We start from the raw sequence: 26,483 nt of genomic DNA on the forward strand, positions 1-26,483 counted from the left end.
GCCATGCCCGCGATCAATTTTTTAAGAAAATCAGGCCGCCAATTCCGCGCGCAAAGTGCGCGCCGCCTCCACCATATTCAGCAGCGACGTACCCACCTCCGCCCAGTTGCGGGTCTTGAGGCCGCAATCAGGATTCACCCAGAGCTTTTCCGGGGGGATCGCTTCGGCGATTTTTCTCAGCCGCGCCACCAATTCCTCCCGCTCCGGCACATTGGGCGAGTGGATATCGTAAATGCCCGGGCCTATTTCGTTCGGGTAACCGCCGTTCTTGCCGGCAAAGGCGTGCAGCAGTTGCAGATCCGAACGCGCGGACTCGATGGTGATGACATCCGCGTCCAGCGCCACTATCGCATTCATGATTGCGTTGAAGTTGCTGTAGCACATATGGGTATGGATCTGGGTCTCCGGCTTCACCTTGCTGCAGGTATAGCGGAAACAGGCCACCGCCCAGCTGAAATAATCCTGGTGCTCCGATTCCCGCAGCGGTACCCCTTCGCGCAGGGCCGGCTCGTCGATCTGGATAATGCCGATGCCGGCGGCTTCCAGGTCGAGCACTTCCTGCCGCAGCGCCTTGGCGATTTGCAGGCAGCTCTCGCTGCGCGGAATATCCTCGCGGGGGAACGACCAGTTGAGAATGGTCACCGGCCCGGTGAGCATGCCCTTGACCGGTTTTTTGGTCAGGCTCTGGGCGTAGCTGCTCCACTCCACGGTCATAGGTTCGGGGCGGGAGATATCTCCAAAAATGATCGGCGGCTTTACGCAGCGGGAACCGTAGCTCTGTACCCAGCCGTTGCCGGTGTGTACAAATCCATCCAACTGCTCGCCGAAATATTCCACCATGTCGTTGCGCTCCGCCTCGCCGTGCACCAGCACATCCAGGCCGAGTATTTCCTGGCGGCGGATGGCTTCGGCGATTTCCGCGCGCAGGTGTTCCTTGTAATCCGTTTCGGAAATCTCCCCATTGCGAAACTGTTTGCGCACACTGCGCAGCAGGTCAGTTTGCGGGAAGGAACCGATGGTGGTGGTGGGCAGCGGCGGCAGTTGCCAGCGCTCGCGCTGCAGGGCGGCGCGCTCCCCGTAGGCTTGCGGACGCCAAGTGTCCTCCAGTTCCGCCGCCACCGCGGTGGCCGCCGAGGGCGTCGCGGATTCTTCACCGGCGGTCGCCTCGCCCTTCAGGAGGGACTGCAACTGGCCGAGTTCATTGAGCTTCTGACGGCTGTAGGCCAGTTTCCGCAGCTGTTCCGCGGGCAGTGCGGTCTCCGTTTCCAGGTCCACCGGGCAGTGCAGCAGCGAACAGCTGGCGGAAAGCCACAGGCGCTCGCCCAGTTGCTGCTCCAGCGGCTGCAGCTGTCGGTGCCATTTGCCCAGGTCGCCGCGCCAGACATTGCGCCCGTTCAACACGCCGAGGGACAGCACCTGGTTTTCGCCCAGCGCCTCCACGGCCGCGGGCAGTTCTTCCGGCCCGCGCACGCAGTCGATATGCACCCCGGCCACCGGCAGGGAGAAGGCCAGGGGCAGGTTTTCCCGCAGGGAGGAAAAATAGGTGGCCAGCAGCAGCTTGAGCGAAGGCGCGGCCGCGGCGAGCTGCTGGTACGCCGGCGCGAAGATATCGCACCAGGTTGCGGGCAGGTCCAGCCCCAGGATCGGCTCGTCGATCTGCACCCAGTCGACACCGGCGCCGGCGATCTGCTGCAGCAGCTGTTCGTAGCAGGGCAGCAGTTTCGGCAGCAGATCCAGCGCCTCGCCCTCGGCGCGACCCAGCCACAGGTAGGTCAGCGGGCCTATCACCACCGGCTTGGCGCTGTGCCCCTGGGACTGGGCCTCGCGCACCTCTTCCAGCAGCCAATCGCTGTCCAGCGCGAACGACTGGTCCGCGGCAAATTCCGGCACCAGGTAGTGGTAGTTGGTATCGAACCATTTGGTCATGGCGCTGGCCGCCACCGGCTCGCCGGACGGCGCGCGGCCGCGCGCCAGGCGGAAGTACTGGTCCAGCTTGCTGTCCGCGGCACCCTCATCGAAGCGCGCCGGCACCACGCCGAACATCAGTGTGTGGTTGAGCACCTGGTCGTACCAGGCGAAATCGCCCACGGCGACGCGGGAGAGCCCCGCATCCCGCTGCGCCCGCCAGTTACCGCGGCGAATCTCCGCGCCCACCGCCAGCAGCTCCTGTTGCGAAATATCGCCTTTCCAGTAGGCCTCCTGGGCCTTTTTCAGTTCGCGGCCGGCGCCGATGCGCGGGTAGCCGAGGATATGTGTCTGTGTCATTTGCCTTCCTTCCTGTCAATTCGCTGATCGTTCTGTAGGAGCGGCGGGGCGGCCGTCCGCCCATGGCCGCGATCGATGCTCGAAGAATGGGCAGAGTCCGATCGCGGCCACGGGCCGCTCCTGCGGGAGACGGGCCTGCGGCCCGTAGCCGAGCTGGGGCTCGGCGCTCCCGGCGGAAATTCGGGGTTGATTCTGAGGGGCAGGTGTTATTCAATCAATTTCATATTTTTTGCCCTGAACGTGAATTTTCCTAAAGATGATCGAACTGCGACATTTGCGGGCGCTTACTTTGCTGCGGGAGACCGGCAGCATGGTGCGCGCCGCGGAGCGGCTGCACCTGACCCAGTCCGCCCTCTCCCACCTGTTCCGCGAGATGGAGGAGCGGCACGACCAGGCGCTGTTCGTGCGCAAGTCGCGCCCGCTGCGCTTTACCAGCGCCGGGCTGCGGCTGCTGCAGCTGGCGGACGAGGTCATGCCCCGAGTGACGCTGGCCCAGCGGGACCTGGCGCGGCTGGCCTCCGGCCAGGCGGGGCGGCTGAATATCGCCATCGAGTGCCACAGCTGCTATCAATGGCTGATGCCCACCCTGGACCATTACCGGGACAACTGGCCGGAGGTGGAACTGGACCTTTCCAGCGGCTTCCACTTCGCGCCATTGCCTGCGCTGGTGCGCGGCGACCTGGACCTGGTGGTGACCTCCAACCCGGACCCGGAACTGAAAGGCATCCACTACCAACCACTGTTCAGCTTCGAGATGTGCCTGGCGGTGAGCCGCAAACACCCGCTGGCGGAGAAGAGCTGGGTGGCCCCGGTGGATCTGGCCGGCGAGGTGCAGATCACCTACCCGGTGGAACGGGAGCGGCTGGATATCTTCCAGCACTTCCTCGACCCCGCCGGCGTGGAACCGGCGGAAATACGCACCGCGGAACTCACCGTAATGATGGTGCAGCTGGCGGCCAGCGGCCGCGGCGTCTGCGCGCTGCCCAACTGGGCGCTACATGAATATCTGCAGAAGGGCTTTATCGCCCAGTTGCGATTGGGGGAAAAAGGACTGTGGAGCACCCTCTACGCGGCGGTGCGCGAGGAGATGCTGGAGCAGGCATTTCTGGAGGATTTTTTACATACTGCGCGGGAGACCAGTTTTGCCGATTTAAAGGGTATTCGCACTGCGAACTGAAGGCAGAATTCCCGCGAGACAAATGCTTCCCGACACGCTAATGTAGCTTCCGCGAAATATAAGGGGAAACACCCATGCAAACCAACACCGACCGCTGGAACCCGGTAAGCAAGGGCTTACACTGGCTGGTTGCCGTACTGCTGCTCTGCGCCTGGGGCGCGGTGGAACTGCATGAATTTTATGAACGCGGCGATCCCATGCGCAGCTGGTGGACCGCACTGCATTTTTCCCTGGGATTGACCATTTTGCTGCTGGTGACGCTGCGCCTCTACTGGCGCGCGCGCCACCCGCGACCGGCCGTCACCGGTGCAGCCTGGCAACAGAAGTTCTCCTCGCTGATGCACGGTATCCTGTACCTGATCCTGCTGGCCATGCCTCTCTCGGGCTTCTCCATGCGCCAGCTTGCCGGCCGGGACACCGAGTTCTTCGGCCTCTTCGCCCTGCCCCGCCTGCTGCCGGAAAATATGGACGTCGCCAAACAACTGGCGTTCGTGCACAAGGAGCTGCTGTGGAACAGCCTGCTGGTGTTACTGGCCGTTCATATTGCCGCGGCACTTTGGCATCACTTTGTGGTGCGGGACAATACCCTGACGCGGATGTTTCCGCAGCGATAAAAGTTCGGCAACGCGCTTGAAGACACCGTAGTCATACCGGCATCCAGTGCCAGCCTCAAGGCCGGCCTGCGCCGGAATGACGACGATTGTGGTAGGAGCGGCCCATGGCCGCGATCGGACCCTTCGCCCTTTTCACACTTGAACACACCACGGTCATACCGGCGAATACCGGTATGACGAAAGACGCGGGGCGCTATTGTTTGGGCTTGCGTCCTTTCGGTTTGCCGCGCGGCTTGCCACCACCGCCCTCAGCCAGGCGGGAAATATTCATCGCCTTGCCGGCCACCCGCACTTTTTTCAGGTGTTGCAGAATGTCCTTAGGCATGCCTTCGGGCAGGTCCACAGTGGTGTATTCCGGGTAGATTTCGATACGCCCGATATAGGAGCTGTCCAGCTCCACTTCGTTGGCGATGGCGCCGACAATATTGCCCGGTTTCACCCCGGCCTCGCGACCCACCTCAATGCGGAAGCGCTCCAAGCCCTCGTCCGGCGGCGGCATTTTTTTGTCCTTTTCGTAGCCGCCTTTCTTGCGGCCCCGGCTTTCAAAATCTTCATCGCGCTCGCGGCGCTCCCGCCTCTCTGTTCTCTCCCGAGGCTTGTGCTCCTGTTCTTTGACCAGCAGCGGCTGGTCGCCCTGGGCCATGGCGGCCAGGGCTGCGGCGACATCCAGCGGGTCGGCTTCGGCCTGTGCCAGGTATTCCTCGACCAACTGGCGGTAGGGCGCCAGATCGGTAGCGCCCTCCAGAGTGGTGGTAATGCGCTCGCGGAAGCGCTGCATACGCGCGTCGTTGACCGCGGCGGCGCTGGGCAGTTGCAGTTGCTCAATCGGCTTTTTGGTGGCCTTTTCAATCACTCGCAGCATGCGCCGCTCCCGCGGCGCCACAAACAGGATCGCATCGCCCTCCCGCCCGGCGCGGCCGGTGCGGCCGATACGGTGGATATAGGCCTCGGCGTCGTAGGGGATATCGTAGTTGATCACATGGCTGATACGCGCCACGTCCAGGCCGCGGGCAGCCACATCGGTGGCCACCACGATATCCAGCTTGCCTTTCTTCAGTTTGTCGATCACCGCCTCGCGCAGGTTCTGCGCCATATCGCCGTTCAGCGCGGCGCTGGCAAACCCCCGCGCGGCCAGCTTGTCCGCCAGCTCCACAGTGCTGTTCTTGGTGCGTACGAAAATAATCGTCGCGTCCACCGGCTCCGCCTCCAGAATGCGGGTGAGCGCGTCCAGCTTGTGCAGGCCGCCCACGGGCCAGTAGCGCTGGCGGATAGTCTCCGCAGTCTCGGTTTTCACGCGGATCTTCACTTCCACCGGGTCGCGCAGGTGTTCGCGAGCGATGGTGGCGATCTCCCTGGGCATGGTTGCCGAGAAGAGCGCGATCTGGCGCTCCTCCGGAATCTGCTCCAACACCCACTTAACATCGTCGATAAAGCCCATCCGCAGCATTTCGTCGGCTTCATCCAGCACCAGGGTCTTCAGGCCGGACAGATCCAGCGAGCCGCGGCGCATATGGTCCATCACCCGCCCGGGGGTACCCACCACCAGCTGTACGCCGCGCTTCAGTTGCTGCATCTGCCCGCGGTAATCGGCGCCGCCGTAAATCGGCGCCACATGGAAACCGCGCAGGTTCTGCGCATAGGACTGGCAGGCTTCAGCCACCTGGATCGCCAATTCCCGGGTCGGCGCCAGCACCAGCGCCTGGGGGCGGCGGTCCTTCAGGTCCAACTGCGCCAGCAGCGGCAACGCGAAGGCAGCGGTCTTGCCGGTGCCGGTCTGCGCCTGGCCCAGCAGGTCGCGGCCGGCCAGCAGGGAGGGAATCGTCTCCGCCTGGATGGGGGATGGGGTTTCGTAGCCCAGCTTTTCAACGGCGCTGAGGATTTCGGCGGGGAGTTCGAGCTGGGAAAAGCTGGCGGCGGTTTGGGAGTCTGTCATGGTAGTTACGCTTGGGGCTGGCGGCGGGGCCGGAACAGCAAGTATAAGAGCGGGACACGAGCCGAAGGGCGGGGGTCATGCGGAAAAAAAACCCCGCACCATGCGATGCGGGGTTTGATAATTTGGTGGAGCTAAGCGGGATCGAACCGCTGACCTCAACACTGCCAGTGTTGCGCTCTCCCAGCTGAGCTATAGCCCCAAATTTGGTGTGCTTTCCGTCGAAAGCGGGGCGCATTCTAACACCGGGCGCCGGGCTGTCAACCGGAAAAAAATAACTTTTTAATCAAGTAGTTAGCGATCGAGCGGCCAGCTCAGGGGACCCACCTGTGCCGGGGCGGCGCGGGTGGGGGGGACTGCCGATCGCCCGAACCGGGCTCAGACCAGAGCGGCGTACTCCTTCTCCCAGCGCTTGAGCACCTTCTTGCCGGCGCCGCCGAGCACTTCCACCGCGTGGCGCAGGCGCGCGCGGCTGAGATCGGGACCCAGCAGCACCATAGCGTCCATGACCGAGAAGGAAGCCGTGGTTCCGCTGATGGCCACGAACAGCGGGGCATTGAAGTCCTTGAGTTTGATCTCCATGGCGGTGGCCAGGGATTTCACCTGTTCGAAGATGCCGTCGCGATCCCAGGTCCTGAGCGCCTCCAGGCGCCAGAGGGCAAACTGCAGCAGCTTTTTCTGCTCGTCCAGTTCCAGCTTATTGCCACTGAAGTCGGCCTCGGTGAGCGGCAGCGTGCCGGCGGCGAGGAAGCCGACCAGGGGGGCGAAGTCGCCGAAGGTCTCCATGCGCTCGCGGGCGTGGGGCAGTACCTTGAGCAGGTTCTCGCGGTTGAACAGCCAGTCGTGCAGGCGGTCCGCCAGTTGTTCGTTCTCCAGTTCGCGGATCCACAGGCCGTTCAGCCAGGACAGTTTCTCCACGTCGAACACCGGCCCGCCCAGGGAGACCCGGTGGATATCGAAATGTTCGAGCATTTCCTCCAGGGAGAACTTCTCGCGCTCGTCGGGCATGGACCAGCCCATGCGCCCCAGATAGTTGAGCAGCGCCTCGGGCATAAAGCCCGCGCGCTGGTAATAGAGGATGGAGGTGGGGTTCTTGCGCTTGGACAGCTTGGTCTTGTCCGGGTTGCGCAGCAGCGGCAGGTGGCAGAGCACCGGCATCACCCAGTCGAAGTACTCGTACAGCAGCTTGTGCTTGGGCGCCGAGTTGATCCACTCCTCGCCGCGCAGGACGTGGGTGATTTCCATCAGGTGGTCGTCCACCACGTTGGCCAGGTGGTAGGTGGGCATGCCGTCGGATTTGAGCAATATCTGCGCATCTACCTGGGCCCAGTCAATCTCGATGGGCCCGCGCAGCAAGTCTTCCACCACGCAGGTCCCGGTCTCGGGCACGTGCATGCGCACTACATAAGGCTCGCCGGCGGCGCGGCGTTTTTCCACCTCTTCCGGCGGCAGGGCCAGGTCGCTGGGCTTGAGGGCGGTGCGGCCGGCCTCGCGCAGTTGTTCGCGCAACAGCTCCAGTTCTCCGGCGGTGCGGTAGCAGTGGAAGGCGTGGCCTTTCTCCACCAGCTGGTCGCAATACTCGCGATAGATGTCGCCGCGCTCGCTCTGACGGTAGGGACCGTGGGGGCCGCCCACATCCGGGCCCTCGTCCCAATCCAGGCCCAGCCAGCGCAGACTGTCGAGAATGGCCTTTTCCGACTCGGGAGTACTGCGCTGCTGGTCGGTATCCTCGATACGCAGCACGAACTGGCCGCCCTGGGCGCGGGCAAAGCACTGATTGAACAGGGCGATATAGGCGGTGCCCACATGGGGGTCACCGGTGGGAGAGGGGGCAATTCGGGTTCTTACGCTCATGGCAAACCTGGTTTGGAGGTTGACGGTGATCTTTTCGAGGCGCGGGATTATATCGCCGGAGAAGCATAGGGCACAGGCAAAACCGACTGTTTAATTTTTGTACACAGCCATCCTCGGCAAAAAATGTGTCATGTAATTCATCACAAATATTTTGTGACCAATGTCACAAGTAAGTATCATTGCACCCGCTTGTCGCCTGTATCTTTCCCCCTAAAGCGAGAATACGGGCGCAATGCTATCAAGGGTATCGGGTATACAAAGATCAAAACCCGAACAACAAGAACTTGGAGAACCACCATGCGCGCGACACTTCGTCTCCTGGCTGCCGCTTCCCTGGCTGCTGTGACTTTTAATAGCTTTGCCGCTACCGACGGCACCGCCGGCAGCAGCAACTCCAGCGGCAACTTCGATATCACACTCACAGTACCCACCCAAATTATCGTCAAGAACTTTGACGATATGGCTCTGAACACTACTGGTGCCACCCTCGGCAACCCGATTGAAGGTACAGAGGATATCTGTGTGGGCGGTATCGGCTTCGGCAACTACAGCGTCAGTCTCTCCAGCCAGAACGGTTCCACCGGCGGCTCTGGCACCGATCCTTTCCAACTGAATGGCGTCGGCCAGAACCTGCCTTATAGCGCCGCCTTTATCAATAACACCAGCAGCACTACCGGTACCGCCGCCGACACCAACGGCGATATCACCGGCAGCTTTGCCCGCAATGGCAACCTGGATTGCAACACCGACAATGCCCGCGTATTCGTCACTGTCGGTGCCACGGAGTGGGAGTCAGCGGTGGAAACCAACTACAGCGACACTCTGACGGTCACCGTGACCGCTCTGTAGCCAAGCCGGCCCAACCGCCGACAATGTGTCGGCGGTGCACCATCTCAATGAATCGCGCGCTTGCGGGAGCCCTGCTCGCGCTGGTGCTGTGCGCCCGGAGCGATTTCGGGCTCGCGGCCAGTGCGGCCTTTACGCTGGATACTGCGGCGCCGGACGGCTTCGCCGATCTGACGGAGGCGCAGCCGCTGGTGGCCGATCTGTACTACGGCGGTCGCGCCATCGGTGCGGCGCAGATCACCGTGGATTTGTACACAGTACATTTCAGCGATCCCGCCGCGGTTCTGGAACTGCTGCCCCCCACGCTGGACCCGGAAGGCGTCCTGGCGCAGTTGCGCCGGCCCCAGCCACGCAATTCCCACAGGGTGTGCCGCTCGCGCCGGCAGCGTGACTGCGGCTTCCTCACCCCGGAGCAGTTCGCGCTGATCTACGACGGCGACCGCTTTCGTATCGACCTGTTTTTCGCCCCGGAATTACTGCCCCAGGAGCCGGCCATTGCCGACCCCTACCTGCCGGAATCCAGCAGCGGCTTCTCCTTTATGCAGAACCTCACGGGCACCTGGTCCGGAGTAAGGGCCGACGCCGGCGACTCGCAAACCGCTTCATTGTTCGGCCAGTCGATCCTGAGTTTCGGCGAGAGCGGCCTGCACAGCCAGTGGTCCGCCACCGACGACGGCAACTCGCAGATCACCCAGCTGCACTTGACCAGGGACTACCGCGGTCGCGCCTGGTCCGCCGGCCTGATCCAGCCGGCCGGCGGCTTCAGCAGTTTTGTGGCCTCCCCCTACCTCTACGGCCTGGAGTACCGCAGCTCCAACAACAGCCGGCGGGACAATCGCTACAACCAGGGCGCTCCGCTGGAAATCAATATGCCGGTGCGCGGCCGCGTGGAAGTCTACCGGGACGGCCGCCTGGTCCACAGCGAGCTGCTGGAGGCAGGAAACCGCCTTCTGGATACATCCAGCCTGCCCAGCGGTGCCTACGAAGTGGAGATTCGCACCTTCGACGAGAGCGGCAGACCCCTGGCACAGCGGCGCGAGTTCTTCGCCAAGGACTCCCAGTTGCCCGCACCCGGCGAGTGGCGCTGGACGATCCAGGCGGGAAGACCCGCCCGGTTCGAGCAAACGGAACTGTTGCCGGAACAGCAGGACACCTATTTCGTACAGGCCGGTATAGCCCGGCGTCTGTTCGACGACACCGGCCTGTTCGCCAACCTGGCTTCCAGCGATGACCAGCAGCTGGCGGAACTGGGAGCGCGCTGGATCAGCGAATACCTGGAAGTTTCCCCCAGCCTGATCCAGTCCAGCGACGGCCGCAGCGGCCACCGCCTCTATGCCCTGCTGAAAACCCCGCTGTTCAGCCTGAGTCTGTCGGAAACCCGCCTGCAGGAAAGCGACGAAGCAGCCACCGGCTACAGCCCCCTGGGAGTCGGCTACCGCCAGCGCAACGCCGGTCTCACCGGCGTCCTGATGGGCGGACGCCTGTCCCTGCGCTACTCGGAACGGGATCGCAACCTCTATATCGAGTCCCCCGAATTCATACTGGACACCGAATACACCGGAGCCACCCGGCTGACAACACTGGAGTACCGCCGCGACTTCTTCCGTAACCGCCACTGGCACGGAGACCTGACCCTGGCGCACAGCGACGCCGACGGTCGGGGACTCACCACCGCCACCTTCGAGTTTCGCTTCCGCGGCGACCACTGGAACCACAGTGCCCGCCTGCGCGCGGACAGCGGTCGCGAAGATGGCCAAAACGGCCGAACGGGATTCAACAGCAGCTGGCGCGACGGCGACCGCTGGGCGACGGAAGTGCACCAGCAGTTTTCCAGCGAAGTGTCGGCGGACGAATACGCCCTGGGCAGCCGCACCCGCGTCGCCGGCCGCCGCGGTCAACTCAGCTCCACCCTCGACTACCGCCACAGCGACGCAAACGATGGCGGTACCCTCAATTACCTGGGCAGTTTCAGCACCAACCTGATGACCGATGGCGACGCCTTTGCCTGGGGCGGCGAGCGCGCCCTGAACAGCGCGGTGCTGGTGGATATCGCCGGCGGCGAAGACCAGCAGTTCGAGATACTGGTGGACGGCGTGCGCCGCGGCTACGCCAAAGGCGGCGGACGCTCCGTGGTCAATCTGCCCTCCTTCAAAAGCTACGACATCCAGCTGCGCCCGATAGCGGAGGGTTTTTACGACTATCGGGAAATACAGGATACCGTTACCCTCTACCCGGGGAACGTAGCCGCCGCCGAATACAAAATCCAGCCGGTGATTCTGGTCCTCGGCCGCCTGATACGCGACGGACAGCCGGTGGCGCACAGGAAAATTTCCATCGGCGAATACACCGCGGTTACCGACGAATTCGGTGTTTTCCAAATGGAAGTGCACAGCGATCCACAGTTTCTGCGCTCGCCGGAAGTACAATGGGGAAACTGCCTGGTGCCTTTGCCGGGGCAGACGGGAGGAAAGCATTGGCTGAATTTGGGGGATATTGATTGGGATAAGGCGAATTGCGATACGGAGCGTAACAGTGTTGCTGCGCGCTAATTCCACGCTGCTGGTGCTCGGTTTACTTTGCATCTGGACCGCCAGCACAATAGCACAGCCGAGCGATCCCTGTAACTCAGACACCTTCCTCGGGGTTTGCGGATTAACCAACCCCAACGACTTTATCTACGATTCTCAATCTCCAGAGTTAGGGGAGATTCCATTCAGTGTCCGCAGCTACAACCAATTTTTCATTTGGTCTTTCCCCGTCAATTACATAGTAACTGTGCAAGGTACTGCCAGCGGAAACAATTTTCTGCTTTCCGCTCCCGGTGGCCAGGCAGCCATAAGTATGGATTTTACCGACAGTAGTGGAGCAACTTCCAATCTCTTGCCAGATACTCCGAGCGCTGCTTTTCAAGGATCGATCAATGCAGCCCCTGTATTCATAGACGCTACCCTGGAGACAAACGGAGCCACTCTACTACCGGACACCTATACCGGAATTTTTCAACTCTCTTTGGATCAGCAGGGTTGTTTTGATTGCAGAAATATTTCCGATATCGAGTTAATCATTGAGCTCGTGGTCGCCCCTGAAATCCGTATCAGCGGCTTAAGCGATATGGCCATCGATGCCAATCCCACCGGTCTGACCGAAGCCCTGCAGACTTTCTGTGTCTACAGCCAGGGCGGGGCTCCCTTCGGCATCACCGCCGGGAGCGGCAATGGCAACGGCAGTTTCCTACTGGCGCGCAATGTGGATCAGATCGAGTATGAGACCTGGATGGAAAGCCTTTCCTCCGCGGGACAGGAACAACTTACCGAAGGGCAACCCTCAGCCCTCAGCTGGCCGGGCAGCTTGTGGGACGGCTGCACGGGAAGCGGGGAAAACATGCAGATCAGCATTCGCATTCAGCAGAGTGCTATCGCCGACGCTATGGAGAGCAGTTATACCGACACACTGACATTGACCGTAGAGCTGGACTAGCCATAGCAGTATGCAGTTTCTGAGACACTTAATTTTACCAGCTCTATTGTGGGCTGTGGCCGGCAGCCCCCTGGCGCAATCCACCAATATGCGCGACTGTGACAACGGCGCAGCATCGCCAGCTGATAACAATCCGGAGCGTTTCATCGGTGTGTGCAACCTGGAAGACAGCACCAGCGTGTTCACCTACGACAGCACTCCGGGTTACCAGGCAGAAGTGCAGTTTACGGTGCGCAGCTGTTCCACTTGGTGGGGAGAAACGTGTGAGCAGGCTATTCCTTATTCGGTGACTGTTTCAGGCGACAACAACGGTTCCAATTTTATCCTCAGGAGGGATAGGGGTAACGGTAACCAGGCTGTTGCTGTCAACCTGACGTACGCCAGCGGCGGCAGCAGCGAGCTTCTCTCCCCCGATACGGAGAGTTCCACACGATTTCCCGGCGGCGCCAACGGCTTACAGAGATCCGCCAGCCTGACCCTGAGCCTGGTCAACCCCGGCGCCAACCTGCAACCCGGTGTCTATATCGGCAATTTCTATCTCACCATCGATCAATGCGGTTCCAGCTATACCTGGGGCACGGACCCGGAAATTTGTAATGGCCAGAGCAATACCACCCAGCTGGTAGACCTTCCATTTCGTATCGAGCTGCACACCCAGGCACAAATCCGCATCAGCGGCCTGCAGGATATGGCTCTCACCGCAAACGCCGGCAGTGGTGCCGAAGCCAGCCAGACTTTTTGTGTGAGAGCCAGCGGGGGGGCGCTGTTTCGTATCAGCGCAGACAGCGCCAGTGGCAACGGGCAATTTCTGCTACAGGGTATCGATCAAGTGGAATATTCGACAACCGTGGAGCACCTGCCCAGCGGACAGGGAGAAGAACTGACGGAGGGACTCGTCTCGTCGAACAACTGGCCTTCCTACGCCGATAACGACTGTCAGAACCTGGGCCAGGAAAATATGCAAATCACCATTCGCGTGGCACCGGAAGCGCTTGGGACAGCACAAGATACCAGCTACACCGATACCCTGACCCTGACAGTGGAGCTGGAATAGCCTTGTAGGATGGGCAAAGGAGCGCAGCGACGTGCCCAGGCGGCCGCAGGCCGCGATCGATAGTGGTTTATTTCGCAGATTGATCGCGGCCAGCGGCCGCTCCTACAAGCAGAATACGACCGTGCCGGTCAGCGTTTGTACAACAATGGCAGGCGCACCTTCTCGGTTTCCCGCCCACGCGCCAGCAGCACCAGCTCACCACCCAGCAGTTTCTCCTCGATCGGCAGGCTGGCACCCGCATAGAGCCGCCCGCTCAACTCCACGGGACGGCAACCGGCTTCGCTCTGGCAGTGCTGCACATCGCTCACTTCCACATTGATGTTGCCGGTGTTCTTCAGTACCCAGGTATCGTTCTCCATGCCCACTTCCAGGCGATAACTTCCACCCTCGGGCTGCACAAAAACCAGGGCCTGGTAGGCCACCAGTATCTTCAGCGCGGTCTTGTCAGTTTTGATATCCCCCACCACCGGCTTGAAGGTCACCCGGTAGACCTTTTCCCGGTCCAGGTCCCGCTCCAGCGACATCAGCCGAAAGCGCTTCTGCTCGCCACTGGTAAGCACCGCCCTGGCGGGGCTCACCAGCAGCTTGAATTCTTTCGGGTCCACCACGCGCACGCGTCTTTCGTTCGGCATTCCCGGGTTGTCCACCCGGTAGATTTCCGTCTGCAGGTACAGGTTTTCCCTGTCGGGGTTGGAGACCACGATATCGTCCCGGGCGTTGGGGGAGTCATCCAGGTAAACAATGATCTTGTCCAGCGACATACCGGCCAATACCGGCTGTGCCACCAATAGCAGGAAAGCGACAACGGTTCTTTTCATAGCATGTTCAAGCGACTTCGTGATAAATATCACATTTTATCCGAGCCGCTAGCCGCGGGGAAACCGCTATTCCGCCACTATCAGAACCATTTTGCCCTGCTGGGAGCTGGATACCGGAACACAGTAGTTGCCGACCTGACCGGGCAGGCGTTTTTCAGCTGCAGTCTGCTCCCCGATATCCCGGATCGACAGATAGTAACTATGTGCGGGGATATGGCTGAGGCACAACTGCCCGATGCCCGGGTCTTCGGTCTGGCGCAACTCCGCCCGGGGAGGGACATACAGAGTGATTCGCGCGGAGGCAGAGGCGCTGGTGGTGGTGGTGGTGGTTTCGGCTCCACTCGTCGCGGCCGAGAGGATGACCCCTCCACACAGCAGTGTGCAGATTGCGGACTTTCCGTATTCCATAACGCAGATTTCCCACTTCCACTTCGATTCCCTGCGGCCTGCCATACTTTACTAACTGACCTTACCAGTCTATCAGCCCAGTGATTTTTGCAAGGCGATTCCCCGGTACGCCCGCAATATCTGGCGCGCGGAACCCCTGTCTTCGCCCTTGCTCTGGCGCCTCTCTATCGCCCCGGTTAGGCTGCGCACTCCCCGAAACTGGATGGCCGAGTAAAGTGACAGGGATCCCGCGCCTTTCGGTTATCGAATTTGCCGAGCGGTCTGGAACACCTTTCCATTTAGCAGCTGAGCCAGATGCCTTTAGGGTCTATACCAATTGGAGTTGCACTGATCCGCTCCCCTTTACACCAGGGGCCATCCAGCGCTTTGATCAAAGTGCCAGGTCATTTGCAACCGTGGTGGCGGGAGAGCCGACGTAATGTTCAGCCGGCTTTCTCAAAGGCCCCCTTTATGTCTGCGCGACGCCACTCTATACAGGCTGGTTTTTTCGGTAGCTTTTTCTCGTTCATGTATAAACAGTGTTTAGTGGCAAATGCGCGAATGTTTGCTTTGTTTTCTACACATTAAATTACGCACCTGACCACCCAAAGTCAACAATATATTACGCATTCAATGGTTTCTATAGAGCAGAAAATGAATAGACACAACAAATTACGCGGGATCGGATATGACTGACGAGCAGCGGACAGAGGGATCTATCCCGGATTCAAGAATTGAGCAGTTGCCAAGCCGGATAAAGCTCGCAATGAATGGAGCATCCATCCGCGCTTTCGCGGAAAAAGCTGGCATAGCGGAAGGAACTCTGCGTAATTTAATGTCAGGAGGTATCCCCAGACTTGATAACGTATTACGCATCGCTGACGCCGCAGAAGTATCCGCCGCCTGGCTGGCCACCGGTGAAGGGCGAATGCAACCCCAGGAAGAGTTCACCGGTGGTGGATCGCTTTACGGGATTTCTGCTTTCCAGGAGGTCATCGACCGCGTGGAGGAACGGCTCAAACAGGAGGAGACCATTCCCGTGCCACCGGCACGGGTACTCCGGGAACCGGAGCTCTTGCAGGCGAAACAGCAGCTTGTGTCAGTTCCACAGAATGACGGCGTGCGGGCTCATGCGGACTGGCTTCTTATCCACGTCTTCGGGGAGATACCCCCCGCCAGGCAGGACGAACTCCGCAAGTTGTCGATACCGGCGCGCCTTCGCCGCGCCGACGAAATCTTGACGGAAATGGAGGAGGAGATGGACTACAAGCCTCCCGCAATATGGCGGGAGGCTCTCAAGAGTCTCATCTTCTCCCACGGCCTGGATGAGGCCGGTGCGGCGCTGCTGCTTGATCGCCTCCGACTTGAATTTGAAGCGCGGGAATGATGCGCCGCGGTTTGGTCCTTGCAGGGGGGATGCGTCGCCTGTCCACCCTGCAAAAGTTTTCCGCGCTTAAACCGGCGCCATTGAGTTTCACACACTTCTCAACAGCCTGTGAAGGAAGCGGTTCCCACTCAATCCACCTGCAATCAGGTCCCGCTTGATTCAAAGTAGGGGTCGCCAAGTGCCCTCCCCTCCCTTGCAACATCTTCCCCACCAGCTATTTTTCCAATAGGAGCGGATGCAGCCGCTGCCGATAAAATTCACAGAGACCCGGAGCCCCGCCATACTCACCGAGAGTGGCGCAATGCCCCCGGGACAATAACGTCTGTCTATCCGGACTCGACCCCCATGTTGATAGCGCACCGAGGCGACAAAATCCGCCAACCGGAAAACACTATTGCCGCATTTGAAGCCGCCCACGGACTGGGAGCCTGCGCCATACAGACTGAGATCCAATTCAGCGCGGAAGGCACCCCTTGGTGTTACGGTGACGAAGTTCTGCCGTTGTCTTCGGGCGACGGAAAACGCCCGTTTCATCACTTCAGCGATCGCGAGTTGAGCCGACTGCCTCTCACGGCATTTTCCCATCTGGTGGACTGGGCCCGGCGCCACCGGCACCTGGACTGGTTTGTGGAAGTGGATGAGAAGAGCCTGAGCAGAATGGGCGAGCGGGCGGTGGCACCGCTGGCGGAGCAGTTTCCGGAAGAGTGCGAATCCTTTGCCCTGCTCTCGCGGGACTGCCACAGCCTGCGCCTGGCTCGCAGCCTGGGCTGCCACCAGGTTGCCCTGAAAGTGCTGAGCGTGGCACAGAGCCTGTGCGCGGAAGTGGTTACCCTGGCACCCGACTATGTGTTTATTCGCAATCACCGGGTCGACTGCGAAGAGCTGCCACCGGGTCCCTGGCAGTGGGTGGTGTACGAGATAAACTCCGCGGAGGAGGCGGTGCGCTGGCGCAACCGCGGTGCCCACCACATCCTCACCGGAAACCTGCCACTATTGATGCGCTCCCGGGAAGCCAGCGATGTCTACGGATTTTGATGTCCTGGTAGTAGGCGCGGGAATCCAGGGGGCCGGCGCCGCTGAAGCACTGGCGGCTGCCGGCTACCGGGTAGTGATCCTGGAGCAGACAGGTATAGCTGCAGCCACCTCCTCCCGGTCCTCCAAACTGATCCACGGCGGCCTGCGCTACCTGGAAAGCGGTCAGTTCCTGCTGGTGCGCGAGTGCCTGCGGGAGCGCCGCTGGCTGCTGGTGAACAAGCCGCAGCTGGTACGCATGGTGCCCTTCTATATTCCCATCTACCGCCATAGCAGAAGATCTCCGTGGATGGTGCGCCTGGGGCTCAGCCTGTATGCACTGCTCTCCGGGGTGTTCAGCGGCCAGTCACGCTTTCGCGCCCTGCCGAAATCCCAGTGGAACGACCTCTCCGGACTCAACCGGGAGGACCTGCTGGCGGTCTACCGCTACTTCGACGCCCAGACCGACGACGCCGCCCTGACCCGCAATGTAGTGGAATCCGCGATCGCAAACGGCGCACGGCTGATCTGCCCCGGCAGTTTGGTCGGAGCGGAACTCATCCGCCACGGCATGCGCATTGACTACGTGGCCGACGGCCAGTTGCATACTCTGCACACCCGCGCCCTGGTCAATTGCAGCGGACCCTGGGTGAGAGACACAAATGCTCTCTGCAGCCCGGCGGCACCACTACCACCACTGGAACTGGTGGCCGGCAGCCATATACAGTTGCCCTTGTCCCTCGGCGAGCGGATTTTCTATGTGGAAGCGGAAGACGGACGCGCGGTGTTTGTGATGCCATGGCAGGGAAAAACGCTGGTGGGGACCACCGAGCGCAGCTACGGAGGTGATCCCCGCGACGTAGCCCCCACTATCGAGGAGGAGAGCTACCTGCTGCGTACGGTACAACGCTATTTCCCCCAGACCCGCTCGATGCAGCTGGACAATATTTGCGACAGCTTTGCCGGCCTGCGGGTACTGCCGCAGACACCGCAGATGCCCTTTTCACGCCCGCGCGAGACGCTGATCAGTTGCGACAACAGCAGGAAGCCCCGCGTACTGGCGGTAGCCGGCGGCAAGCTCACATCCTACCGCGCCACCGCGCGCAGAATTGTGAAAAAGCTTCGCCCGACACTGGAGGCCGGGCCCGGGAACGGCGACAAGCTGCCGAGGAACAACAAGAGAACTGCCGTCTCGGAAAAGGAGCGCAACCTGTAGCGGGGCGTTTCGCCGGTGAATTACCCCGCTTCCGGACAGCGGTTACTGCCGGGCGAAGTCATTGCCCGATTTATTCTCGACCGAATCGGGCACCAAGCCACGCCATTGGGTGACCAGCTCTTCCGAATTTTTGAGGGGGGATCGCACTGATAAACCTGCACACCGTAACTATTTTTTATCTCGCCATTGTCGTAGGAGCGGAAACGGATCACTGCCGCGCGACCGGAGGCTTCGCCACCGGGGCTTCTCGACGGGTGCACGGAAAAAGCGCCGTTAGAGCATGCTGGCGTCTCAGCCGCATATCGCGCGAGGCTGCGCCATGTGGTACCGGCGACATCGACCCGACCGTCGGGCCTGACGAAACCAACCACATTCCTCTGGAAGTCCTTGATACGGTCAATCGTGTGGGGCCGATCAAGCCATCCACCGCCAGCAGGGCCCAGGGACACGGGTAGCCCGTGTTCAGCAACTCCGGCACCAACCTGACATCATCGGGGAAATTTTGCCCTTGAGAGCGTCGGGCCCGGTCATTTCGGCGAGAGTCTCCATATTCAACTCCCTGGAAATTCTGACGGGCAAAGCGTAAAAAATAGAGGCGACTCAAAACACGGAATTGTTCACAGAGTCATCCGGCACAGGCCCGGTTACTCAGGGCCGTTTCAATTGACTATACCCGCCCAAGTTGGTGGGTCCAGAGGCGTGATCGGGATAAACTGTACGCCGTTCCATTGCGGACTGCCGCGCCGGCAACACAGATGCTTTTAACCTGAAGTCGAGATATGCCCAACCATTTTTCCCATCGCTTCTGCACCGCCCCGCTGATGGACTGGAGTGACCGCCATTGTCGCTACATGTGGCGGCTGTTCAGCAGGCGCGCGCTGTTGTATACGGAGATGGTGACCACCGGCGCCATCCTGCACGGCGATCGCGAGCGACACCTTCAGTTCGACGCCGTTGAGCAACCCCTGGCTCTGCAGATCGGCGGCAGCGATCCGCGGGAGCTGGCGGAGTGTGCGCGCATCGCTGAGCAGTGGGGCTACAGCGAGGTCAACCTGAACTGCGGCTGCCCCAGCGATCGGGTGCAGTCCGGCCGCTTCGGCGCCTGCCTGATGGCCGAGCCGGAACTGGTGGCCGATGGTCTGGCGGCGATGCGCGATGCGGTGTCCATTCCCGTCACGGTAAAGCATCGCATCGGCATCGACGACATGGAGGATTACGCCGGCCTCACCCGCTTTGTGGAGGGACAGTCGGGCGTCGGCGTCACCACCTTTATCGTGCATGCGCGCAAGGCCTGGCTGAACGGCCTGAGCCCAAAGGAAAACCGGGAGATACCGCCCCTCGACCACCCGATGGTGTACCGGCTGAAGGGGGACTATCCGCAACTGGAAATCGTGCTCAATGGCGGCATCAACACCCTGGAAGAGTGCCGGCAACATTTGCGGCACCTGGATGGTGTTATGCTCGGGCGTGCTGCCTACCAGAATCCGGCCCTGCTGGCCCGGGTTGACAGCGAACTCTTCGGCGAAGCGCCGGGGCCCACCGCCCCAGAGGTGGTGGAACGCATGTTGCCCTATATTGAACGGGAACTGGGCCGAGGGGCGCGGCTGAACCACATCAGCCGGCATATGCTCGGGCTCTTCCAGGGGCTCCCGGGAGCGCGCCGTTTCCGCCGCCACCTGAGCGAACACGCCCACAAGAGCGGCGCCGGCCCGGAGGTGGTGGAACAGGCGCTGGCGCTGGTAAATCGGGCAGCATAATCCGTCTTGGAAGCTGTTTGGACTCATGCAGGGAACTCTCCAGGGCCGAGTGGGGTCCCGGAAAGCAAGTACCCATCGGCCCCGCGCTGAAAACTCCAAACAGGCTATTAAGGCGGGCACCGGGATGTGTTTGATACAAGTACTAGAGGCCGGTTTCTGCGTATGCTTACCGATCCACCGCCCGGTCAAAACCGGCCGGCGGGATCACCGCTGTATCGAGGAACGGGCAACACGAGAGGAAAGATGAACAAACTGGAACAACTCAAGCAACGCAGCCAGGTGGTTGCGGATACCGGGGATATCGAGGCCATCCGCCGCTACCGCCCCCACGACGCCACCACCAACCCTTCGCTGCTGTTCAAGGCCGCACAGCTGCCCCAATACCGGGAACATATCGCCGAATCCCTGGCCTGGGCACAAAACCACTCCGGCGACAGGGCGAAGCTCGCGGCGATTAAGCTGGCGGTGGCCATCGGAGGCGAGATACTGCAGCTGGTGCCGGGAGTGGTGTCCACCGAAGTGGATGCGCGCCTGTCTTTCGACACCCGCGCCAGCATCGATTACGCCCGCCGCCTGATCGCCCTCTACGAGCGGGCCGGTGTCGAGCGCGAGCGGGTGCTGATCAAGGTCGCCTCCACCTGGGAGGGCATCGCTGCGGCGGCGGTACTGGAGCGCGAGGGCATTCACTGCAACCTGACCCTGCTGTTCAGTTTCTGCCAGGCGGTGGCCTGCGCGGAGGCCGGGGTGACACTGATCTCCCCATTTGTGGGCCGGATTCTCGACTGGCACAAGGCCAGCAGCGGCCGCGATCACTACAGTCCGGAGGAGGACCCCGGGGTGGTATCAGTGCGCGGCATCTACCATTACTACAAATCCCGCGACTACCCGACCATCGTGATGGGCGCCAGCTTCCGCAATACGGGGGAGATCGAAGCCCTGGCCGGCTGCGATCGCCTCACCATCAGCCCCCAGTTGCTGCAAGCTCTGGAGGAGGATCCCACCACTCTGGCGGCGGGCTTGGAGACCGACGTGGAACAGGAGCCGCGCCCGGCACGGCCACTGAGTGAAGCGGAGTTCCGCTACCAATTGAACAACGACGCCATGGCCACCGAGAAGCTGGCAGAGGGCATCCGCAACTTCGTGCAGGACCAGGAGCGGCTGGAAACCCTGCTCCGGCAACAGATTGAGGGGGCCGCCAAAGACAATGCTGCAGCAAATTCGCAAGCTTTTTGAACAGATCGGCAGCAGCACCGACGTAGAGGTGCGCGATGAACAGGATGTGCGCGTAATCAGCGCCGCGCTGCTCGCGGAAGTGGCGACAGTGGACCAGGACCTGGACCAGCGGGAACAGGCCACCCTGATCCGGTTGCTACAGGAGCACTATCACCTGGATGCGGACGATGCCGAACAGCTGGTGTACGACGCCCTGGCACGCCGCGACCAGGCCACTTCCCTGTACGAGTTCACCCAGACGGTCAATGACCGGTTCGACGAGCGCAACAAGTATCTGTTGGTGCGGCAGATGTGGCAGGTGGCGCTGGCGGACGAGGTGATCGAGACTTTCGAGGAACACCTGATCCGCCGCGTCGCGGAGCTGATCTATCTGCCCCACGGGCTGTTTACACGGGCTCGGGCGGAGGCGAGGGAAATCGGCAGGCGTGAATAGGGGATGATCTCCGGTCGCCGTCAGTGCATGCGCGCGGAGGGCTTGGCCGGTTCGGACTCAAGTTCCAGGGTATGCACCAGATCGCGAAAGGTCTCGGCGTTGTGTTCGTTCATGCTCATCAACACCCGGTGCGCTTCCAGTACCTTCTCGCGCGCGGCACATTCGTCCGGGGTTTTACATTGCAACGGCTTGGGCTGGGTGCGGTAGTTGCGGTGTTCGCCGCTGACCTCGATCAGCGCATCGAATCCCATGGCGTCCAGGAGGTGGCGGATACCCTTGTCGGCGCTCAGGGCGAGGGGTTTGCGGCAGCCGCGCTCCAGCGCGCGAATGGCGATTTTCGCCATCAACCCCAGGGTGGTGCTGTCCACACCCTCGGCATCGTGCATATCGAAGATCACATCCTTGAAATCGTTGTGCGCGAACATGTCGTTGATGAAATTATCAAAAGAAGTGCACAGGTTGAGGCGCACATCACCCGCCAGCTTGATGACGTAGATGCCTTTGTGGGCTCCAACCATTATTTGCCCAGACTGCATAACAACCTCTGGCACACCCGATGAGCGGCAACTGCACCGCTGGCATGGATGGCGAAAGTTCACTTTTGGAGAACCACCACTTCAAATGCGGGAAACATTTAAATTAGTGCATAAAGTAGGCAGAGCTTACTCCTGACCTGAGAGGCAGGCAAGAGGTAAAGACCATCGCACAAACGGACTGGATGGTCAGCAGCTCCGGTCGGTTTCGGTCGACCCACCCTGCCGCAGGGTAAGGAGAGTAATATCGTCCGGCAGAGCCTCAAAAGAGCCCACTTGCAGGGCGCTACACAGACTGTCCAGGTCGCCGCCGCTCCGGTCGATCGCCTCCAGAAGTTTGTCCTCCCGCTCGAGTAGGTCGGCACCTTCGATCAACTCCAGCACACCATCGGAACAGGCCACCAGACGCCAGTCCTCAGGCAAGCTGGCGCGCAGCACCTGCCAGTCGCCGTGTTCGAACAACCCGAGCGGTCGGCCCTTACCGGGCAACCATTCGGCGCCTTCAGCAGTCACCATCACCGGCATGGGCACTTGGCCGGCAACCGCATAGTGCAACTGCCGTGCGCGGCAGTCGACCGCTCCCACGAACATGCTGGCGTGCTTGTCCAGGCGGGTGGACAGCAGTTCTCTGTTGATCATGCTGAGGACGTCCAGCAGGTCCTGATCCAGGGTATCCAACTGGGAGAATAGCGGGCGCTCCCGCAGCAGGTGCATGATGCTGTGCTTGATCAGCGCGGTGACCAGCGCGGAAGAGACCCCATGGCCGGAGACATCCACCAGATAAAAAGCCACGAAACGTTCGCCGAATAATCCGTAGTCGACAAAGTCGCCGCTCAGGTAGAGGGAGGGAAACAGCCGGAAAGCGGCCTCAATATTCCCCGGGTAGCGATAGGGGGTACGCGGCAGCAGATGCTGCTGTAGCAGGCGACCCGCCTGCTGGTCGCGCTGCAGCACCTCCACATGCTCACGCAGTTCGCGATTGCGCCGCTCCAGCTCTTCCCGATATTCGACGTTCTGCTGCGCCAGGGTATCCGCGTGGGTGATGCGGCAAACCGCATGGTCGAGCGCTCCCACGTTCTCCAAGGGCTTGAGCAGATAGTCGCTGGCCCCCAGACGCAGGGCCTGCACCACGTCTTTCACCTCGCTGTTGGACGCCAGCACCACCACCGGCGTTTCCGGGGATAGCTGCTTGATCTGGCGCAATACTTCCAGGCCGCTCATATCCGGCAGATGCAGATCGGTGATCACTAGTTCGAACAGGCGCGGGGCAAACTGACCAAGGGCTTCGCCACCGCTCTGCGCCATGGTCACCGCAAATCCCAGGCGCGCCAGCGCGCGCCGCACGAAGTCGCGCGACGCCTCGTCGGCATCGATCAGTAGCAGGGTCCGGCGACCAGCCATGGGGTGGCTCGGGAAGCCATTGCCGGCGGGGTGGGATCAGAATTCAAAGTCGTCATCGAGATCGCCGCCGAAGTCATCCTCCAGCTCACCGTCGTTGATCAGGTATTCGCGCCGCTGCAGGTAGGCGTCGCGCAACAATACGTAGCGGTCACCCTGCAGCAGCATCTCGGCCTTGAGTAGACCGGCGCGCTTCTGAATCATGTCGGTAAAATAGAGGCTGTTGCGGGTGGCGGTGTGATCCACGTAACTGATCGGATCTGTATAGTAATCCACCACTCTTGCCGGACCGTCCCGCAGGGTGGAGGGTCCGAACAGCGGCACCACCAGGTAGGGGCCGGACGGCATCCCCCAGGTGGCCAGGGTCTGGCCGAAGTCCTCGCCATCGCTGGGCTCCAGCCCCATGTGTTCAGCCACGTCGAACAACCCGGCGATACCGACGGTGGTATTGATCAGAAAACGTCCAGCGTCGTTACCCGCCTGACCCCATTTCCACTGCAGGATGCTGTTGGTGGTATTGGTGACTTCGCGCAGGTTGCCGAAAAAGTTGCTGACCCCGGTCTGCATGAAGATCGGCGTGATCTGGCGATAGCTGACGGCCACCGGCTTGAGCACCCAGCGATCGGCGGTGTCGTTGAAGCGGAATACCGCGCGGTTGAAGCCCTCCCAGGGGTCCCGGTCTGCAGCCTCCTGCCCCTCCCCGTCGGAGAATTCCTCGGCGGGGTCGAAGCCGTACTCATCTTCCAGGCTGGAAGACCCGTCTTCGCTGTCGCCGTCGCCGCCATCTGAATCCTCTGCTCCCTCGGCAAAAGGATCCCCGCCGTCACCGGCATCGGTGGACGCCGGTGCCGTGGCGGAAGCCTCCGGCTCCACCTCCGCAAAGGGGTCCTCCGCCGCCTGTGCCAACACCGGCATCGCAGCCAGGGTGGCGGCGAAAACCCAAGGTGAAATTACTGTGCGTCCTAGCAAAGCCCTGCTCCTCTCTTTCTCTGCCTTTATCTGGGCAGGGATTCTAACGCCCCCGGGAACCATAAACTACCCTCGCCAGCATAGCATTCGATGGCAAAATCCGATCGAGTTGATCGAAACAGTGATGATATTTTCAGACCTTGAGCCCGGCGAGAATATCCAGACGCAACAGCTTTTCCAGCAGTTCCCGCCCGAACTCCAGCAACGAGGCGATATCCGGGTGGCGCATTTCCGCCGCCAGGGTCTCCAGCAGTTGCCGTCCGCAATATTCTCCCTCTCCCGCCAATTGCAGCAGCCGCGCGGTGACGCCGTTGGCTTCCATAAAGCCCACGTCGTCGGCACGATTGCGATAAACCAGCAGGAATGTGGGGGCTTGCGGTGGCTCCTGGGGTTGATAGGCGGGACCGATACGGTGCACGGGAAAGCGATAGCTGAGGCTCCATACCAGGGGGGAAACCACCGGAATCGATGCCAGCACGTCGCCGCTGGAGGCGAGGCCGGAGGGAAATTCCTCTTCACTCACATCCAGCGCCAGCTCCACCCACTCATAGTGGGCCAGTTCCAGTAGGAAGGCAGGGTCCCCTTCCCGGTGTCCCCGCTCGTTCTGCAGGTAGTGCAGAAACTCTTCGCTGATCTGCAGGAAATAGGGGCTCCGGGAGGCGTGGCAGCGCACGAAATCCCGCACCATCCGGTGCCAGGGCTCATCCGCATAGAGACTGCGCAGCACCGGAAAGCCGCCGCTGATGAAGGATTCGATAGTGTTGTAGATCAGCTCGCGGTAGATCCCCATGCGCCGATCTTCCACAGACGGCGGCGCGGCGCACTGGTCCGGTGCGCGCAGATGGGCGGCGAAACAGCGCTGCAGCTCCCCGAAATCCGACTCAGCGGTTCGATCACCGGCAGACATGGAGGGGCTCCGCAACAGTATTCGCCTGCCGCTGCCTGATGAGGCTCACTTCTTCGAGCAGCTCCGGCAGCGGGGGGATATTGAAGTCCCGCTCCAGCAGGGTGGGTATGGGGCCAAAGTGCTCGTAGGCCCGCTCCAGCAACTGCCACACGGGATCGATCACCGGCGCGCCATGAGTGTCCACTTTCAAATCATCCGCCTCGTCGAAGTGACCGGCCACATGGGCGTAGCGGATGCGCTCCGCCGGCAGGCCATACAGGAAGTCCAGCGGGTCGTAGCGATGGTTGATGGAGTTGACATAGATGTTGTTCACGTCCAGCAACAGGTCGCAGTCCGCCTCCTCCAGCACCGCATTGAGAAATTCCAACTCGCTCATTTCCCGGCCCGGCGCGGCGTAGTAGGAAACGTTTTCCATGGCGATGCGCTGCTCCAGCACCTCCTGCACCTGGCGGATGCGCCCGGCCACGTAGTGCACCGCCTCGCCGGTGAACGGAATGGGCAACAGGTCGTAGAGGTGTCCGTGGTCGGAGCAGTAGCTCAGGTGTTCGCTGTAACAGCGGATATTGTGCCGGCGGATAAACTGTTTGACCGATTTCACCAGCTCCAGATCCAGCGGCGCAGGCGAGCCGATGGACAGGGACAGCCCGTGAATCACGAAAGGAAAACGCTCGGTGTAATCGCGAAACCAGCGCCCGAAACGCCCGCCCACACCGATCCAGTTTTCCGGCGCCACTTCCAGGAAATCCACCGCCCCGGGCGACAGCTCCTCGCCCATCATGGAGCGGCGCAGCCCCAGGCCGGCACCCTCTATCGGGTAGTTTCTATTCATAAGCGCGACTCCCGTTGCGGACGGAGCTCCGAAGAGCCCCGCCGCGGGAGGCGACCTCAGGCGCTGGGGTCTTCTTTCTTACCCTCACCGCACTTGCCTTCGCCGCATTTGCCTTCCTGCTTCTTGCCTTCTCCGCATTTGCCTTCGCCGCACTTACCTTCTTTTTTCTTGCCTTCTCCGCATTTGCCTTCGCCACACTTACCCTCTTGGCCCTTGTCGTCCATCATGGCGAGGTTGTAGCCCGAGGACAGCTCTTCCGCGGCAAAGGGGTTGGCGCTGCTGTCGGCGGACACACTTACCGAAGCGGATGCGAGGAAAGCCGCACCGACGGCCGCCGCCAAGGGGGAAAGATTCTTCTTGCTGTTCATAATGATTCTCCTGAGGTAGT

Annotated in this window: 23 protein-coding genes and 1 tRNA gene; 12 read left to right on the plus strand and 12 right to left on the minus strand. The window is 61.3% G+C overall.

What is annotated here, in order from left to right; genetic code table 11:
* Positions 1-30: 30 nt before the first annotated feature.
* Entirely contained in the window at positions 31-2,265 is a 2,235-nt protein-coding gene (gene metE / locus PP263_RS10555; protein WP_308368392.1) for a 5-methyltetrahydropteroyltriglutamate--homocysteine S-methyltransferase, read from the minus strand.
* 256 nt (positions 2,266-2,521) lie between these two features.
* On the opposite strand from metE, the gene PP263_RS10560 reads away from it, so the two are divergent.
* The gene (locus PP263_RS10560; protein ID WP_308368393.1) at positions 2,522-3,442 is read left to right on the plus strand and encodes a LysR family transcriptional regulator; all 921 of its coding nucleotides are present in this window, start codon (positions 2,522-2,524) and stop codon (positions 3,440-3,442) included.
* Positions 3,443-3,516: 74 nt separating this feature from the next.
* Positions 3,517-4,056, plus strand: coding sequence for a cytochrome b (locus tag PP263_RS10565; RefSeq protein WP_308368394.1), 540 nt, complete (start codon positions 3,517-3,519; stop codon positions 4,054-4,056).
* Positions 4,057-4,249: 193 nt separating this feature from the next.
* Here the strand turns inward: PP263_RS10565 and PP263_RS10570 are convergent, their stop codons facing one another.
* The 3 genes from PP263_RS10570 to gltX form a co-directional block, all read right to left on the minus strand.
* Complete coding sequence (locus PP263_RS10570) at positions 4,250-5,989, minus strand: DEAD/DEAH box helicase (protein ID WP_308368395.1); 1,740 nt, start codon at positions 5,987-5,989, stop codon at positions 4,250-4,252.
* Between the two features lie 123 nt (positions 5,990-6,112).
* Positions 6,113-6,188 (minus strand) — tRNA-Ala (locus tag PP263_RS10575).
* A 176-nt stretch (positions 6,189-6,364) separates the two neighbouring features.
* On the minus strand, positions 6,365-7,840 hold the full coding sequence (gene gltX / locus PP263_RS10580; RefSeq protein ID WP_308368396.1) for a glutamate--tRNA ligase: 1,476 nt from the start codon (positions 7,838-7,840) through the stop codon (positions 6,365-6,367).
* A 297-nt stretch (positions 7,841-8,137) separates the two neighbouring features.
* On the opposite strand from gltX, the gene PP263_RS10585 reads away from it, so the two are divergent.
* From PP263_RS10585 to PP263_RS10600, 4 genes are read left to right on the plus strand one after another with little or no spacing between them, the layout of a single operon-like run.
* Entirely contained in the window at positions 8,138-8,689 is a 552-nt protein-coding gene (locus tag PP263_RS10585) for a hypothetical protein (RefSeq protein WP_308368398.1), read from the plus strand.
* 47 nt (positions 8,690-8,736) lie between these two features.
* Positions 8,737-11,235, plus strand: coding sequence for a TcfC E-set like domain-containing protein (locus PP263_RS10590; RefSeq protein WP_308368399.1), 2,499 nt, complete (start codon positions 8,737-8,739; stop codon positions 11,233-11,235).
* Positions 11,219-12,163 (plus strand): hypothetical protein, encoded by a 945-nt coding sequence (locus tag PP263_RS10595; RefSeq protein ID WP_308368400.1) that lies wholly within the window; start codon positions 11,219-11,221, stop codon positions 12,161-12,163. The genes PP263_RS10590 and PP263_RS10595 overlap by 17 nt, the downstream gene beginning before the upstream one ends.
* A 55-nt stretch (positions 12,164-12,218) precedes the next feature.
* On the plus strand, positions 12,219-13,217 hold the full coding sequence (locus PP263_RS10600) for a hypothetical protein (RefSeq protein WP_308368402.1): 999 nt from the start codon (positions 12,219-12,221) through the stop codon (positions 13,215-13,217).
* A 128-nt stretch (positions 13,218-13,345) separates the two neighbouring features.
* Here the strand turns inward: PP263_RS10600 and PP263_RS10605 are convergent, their stop codons facing one another.
* Together PP263_RS10605 and PP263_RS10610 are read right to left on the minus strand one after the other, a co-directional pair.
* Entirely contained in the window at positions 13,346-14,035 is a 690-nt protein-coding gene (locus PP263_RS10605; RefSeq protein WP_308368403.1) for a fimbria/pilus periplasmic chaperone, read from the minus strand.
* A 66-nt stretch (positions 14,036-14,101) separates the two neighbouring features.
* Positions 14,102-14,443 carry a hypothetical protein gene (locus tag PP263_RS10610; protein WP_308368405.1) on the minus strand — a complete coding sequence of 114 codons (342 nt, stop codon included), beginning with the start codon at positions 14,441-14,443 and terminating at the stop codon, positions 14,102-14,104.
* Positions 14,444-15,110: 667 nt separating this feature from the next.
* Here PP263_RS10610 and PP263_RS10615 point away from each other — a divergent pair.
* From PP263_RS10615 to PP263_RS10640, 6 genes are all read left to right on the plus strand, one after another.
* The gene (locus PP263_RS10615; RefSeq protein WP_308368407.1) at positions 15,111-15,809 is read left to right on the plus strand and encodes a helix-turn-helix domain-containing protein; all 699 of its coding nucleotides are present in this window, start codon (positions 15,111-15,113) and stop codon (positions 15,807-15,809) included.
* 345 nt (positions 15,810-16,154) lie between these two features.
* The gene (locus PP263_RS10620; protein ID WP_308368408.1) at positions 16,155-16,844 is read left to right on the plus strand and encodes a glycerophosphodiester phosphodiesterase family protein; all 690 of its coding nucleotides are present in this window, start codon (positions 16,155-16,157) and stop codon (positions 16,842-16,844) included.
* Positions 16,828-18,036: an FAD-dependent oxidoreductase gene (locus tag PP263_RS10625; RefSeq protein WP_308368409.1), complete on the plus strand. Its 1,209-nt coding sequence runs from the start codon at positions 16,828-16,830 to the stop codon at positions 18,034-18,036. The genes PP263_RS10620 and PP263_RS10625 overlap by 17 nt, the downstream gene beginning before the upstream one ends.
* Before the next feature lie 779 nt (positions 18,037-18,815).
* Positions 18,816-19,793 (plus strand): tRNA dihydrouridine(20/20a) synthase DusA, encoded by a 978-nt coding sequence (gene dusA / locus PP263_RS10630; protein ID WP_308368410.1) that lies wholly within the window; start codon positions 18,816-18,818, stop codon positions 19,791-19,793.
* Between the two features lie 243 nt (positions 19,794-20,036).
* Entirely contained in the window at positions 20,037-21,026 is a 990-nt protein-coding gene (tal, locus tag PP263_RS10635) for a transaldolase (RefSeq protein WP_308368412.1), read from the plus strand.
* Positions 20,998-21,459 carry a TerB family tellurite resistance protein gene (locus PP263_RS10640; RefSeq protein WP_308368413.1) on the plus strand — a complete coding sequence of 154 codons (462 nt, stop codon included), beginning with the start codon at positions 20,998-21,000 and terminating at the stop codon, positions 21,457-21,459. Before tal ends, PP263_RS10640 begins: the two co-directional genes overlap by 29 nt.
* A 20-nt stretch (positions 21,460-21,479) precedes the next feature.
* Here the strand turns inward: PP263_RS10640 and PP263_RS10645 are convergent, their stop codons facing one another.
* The 6 genes from PP263_RS10645 to PP263_RS10670 all read right to left on the minus strand — a co-directional run bounded on the left by PP263_RS10645 (position 21,480) and on the right by PP263_RS10670 (position 26,463).
* Positions 21,480-21,995: an STAS domain-containing protein gene (locus PP263_RS10645; protein WP_308368414.1), complete on the minus strand. Its 516-nt coding sequence runs from the start codon at positions 21,993-21,995 to the stop codon at positions 21,480-21,482.
* Positions 21,996-22,181: 186 nt separating this feature from the next.
* A complete protein-coding gene (locus PP263_RS10650; protein ID WP_308368415.1) occupies positions 22,182-23,393 on the minus strand; it encodes a SpoIIE family protein phosphatase in 1,212 nt (403 codons plus the stop codon).
* 36 nt (positions 23,394-23,429) lie between these two features.
* Positions 23,430-24,359 (minus strand): VacJ family lipoprotein, encoded by a 930-nt coding sequence (locus tag PP263_RS10655; protein ID WP_308368416.1) that lies wholly within the window; start codon positions 24,357-24,359, stop codon positions 23,430-23,432.
* A gap of 133 nt (positions 24,360-24,492) precedes the next feature.
* Positions 24,493-25,266: a putative DNA-binding domain-containing protein gene (locus tag PP263_RS10660; protein ID WP_308368417.1), complete on the minus strand. Its 774-nt coding sequence runs from the start codon at positions 25,264-25,266 to the stop codon at positions 24,493-24,495.
* Positions 25,253-26,095: a DUF692 domain-containing protein gene (locus PP263_RS10665; RefSeq protein WP_308368418.1), complete on the minus strand. Its 843-nt coding sequence runs from the start codon at positions 26,093-26,095 to the stop codon at positions 25,253-25,255. Before PP263_RS10665 ends, PP263_RS10660 begins: the two co-directional genes overlap by 14 nt.
* 56 nt (positions 26,096-26,151) lie before the next feature.
* Positions 26,152-26,463, minus strand: a complete 312-nt coding sequence (locus tag PP263_RS10670) for a hypothetical protein (protein WP_308368419.1) — start codon at positions 26,461-26,463, stop codon at positions 26,152-26,154.
* Positions 26,464-26,483 lie beyond the last annotated feature (20 nt).

It is taken from the genome of Microbulbifer sp. TB1203, from assembly GCF_030997045.1.
Taxonomy (GTDB): domain Bacteria; phylum Pseudomonadota; class Gammaproteobacteria; order Pseudomonadales; family Cellvibrionaceae; genus Microbulbifer.

Coding starts and splice junctions, on each gene's coding strand:
- PP263_RS10660 (WP_308368417.1), bottom strand. CDS start 25,266: ATGTCTGCCGGTGATCGAACCGCTGAGTCGGATTTCGGGGAGCTGCAG.
- PP263_RS10670 (WP_308368419.1), bottom strand. CDS start 26,463: ATGAACAGCAAGAAGAATCTTTCCCCCTTGGCGGCGGCCGTCGGTGCG.
- metE (WP_308368392.1), bottom strand. CDS start 2,265: ATGACACAGACACATATCCTCGGCTACCCGCGCATCGGCGCCGGCCGC.
- PP263_RS10605 (WP_308368403.1), bottom strand. CDS start 14,035: ATGAAAAGAACCGTTGTCGCTTTCCTGCTATTGGTGGCACAGCCGGTA.
- PP263_RS10615 (WP_308368407.1), top strand. CDS start 15,111: ATGACTGACGAGCAGCGGACAGAGGGATCTATCCCGGATTCAAGAATT.
- PP263_RS10585 (WP_308368398.1), top strand. CDS start 8,138: ATGCGCGCGACACTTCGTCTCCTGGCTGCCGCTTCCCTGGCTGCTGTG.
- PP263_RS10610 (WP_308368405.1), bottom strand. CDS start 14,443: ATGGAATACGGAAAGTCCGCAATCTGCACACTGCTGTGTGGAGGGGTC.
- PP263_RS10620 (WP_308368408.1), top strand. CDS start 16,155: ATGTTGATAGCGCACCGAGGCGACAAAATCCGCCAACCGGAAAACACT.
- PP263_RS10625 (WP_308368409.1), top strand. CDS start 16,828: ATGTCTACGGATTTTGATGTCCTGGTAGTAGGCGCGGGAATCCAGGGG.
- PP263_RS10570 (WP_308368395.1), bottom strand. CDS start 5,989: ATGACAGACTCCCAAACCGCCGCCAGCTTTTCCCAGCTCGAACTCCCC.
- PP263_RS10565 (WP_308368394.1), top strand. CDS start 3,517: ATGCAAACCAACACCGACCGCTGGAACCCGGTAAGCAAGGGCTTACAC.
- PP263_RS10560 (WP_308368393.1), top strand. CDS start 2,522: ATGATCGAACTGCGACATTTGCGGGCGCTTACTTTGCTGCGGGAGACC.
- PP263_RS10665 (WP_308368418.1), bottom strand. CDS start 26,095: ATGAATAGAAACTACCCGATAGAGGGTGCCGGCCTGGGGCTGCGCCGC.
- dusA (WP_308368410.1), top strand. CDS start 18,816: ATGCCCAACCATTTTTCCCATCGCTTCTGCACCGCCCCGCTGATGGAC.
- PP263_RS10650 (WP_308368415.1), bottom strand. CDS start 23,393: ATGGCTGGTCGCCGGACCCTGCTACTGATCGATGCCGACGAGGCGTCG.
- tal (WP_308368412.1), top strand. CDS start 20,037: ATGAACAAACTGGAACAACTCAAGCAACGCAGCCAGGTGGTTGCGGAT.
- PP263_RS10645 (WP_308368414.1), bottom strand. CDS start 21,995: ATGCAGTCTGGGCAAATAATGGTTGGAGCCCACAAAGGCATCTACGTC.
- gltX (WP_308368396.1), bottom strand. CDS start 7,840: ATGAGCGTAAGAACCCGAATTGCCCCCTCTCCCACCGGTGACCCCCAT.
- PP263_RS10640 (WP_308368413.1), top strand. CDS start 20,998: ATGCTGCAGCAAATTCGCAAGCTTTTTGAACAGATCGGCAGCAGCACC.
- PP263_RS10590 (WP_308368399.1), top strand. CDS start 8,737: ATGAATCGCGCGCTTGCGGGAGCCCTGCTCGCGCTGGTGCTGTGCGCC.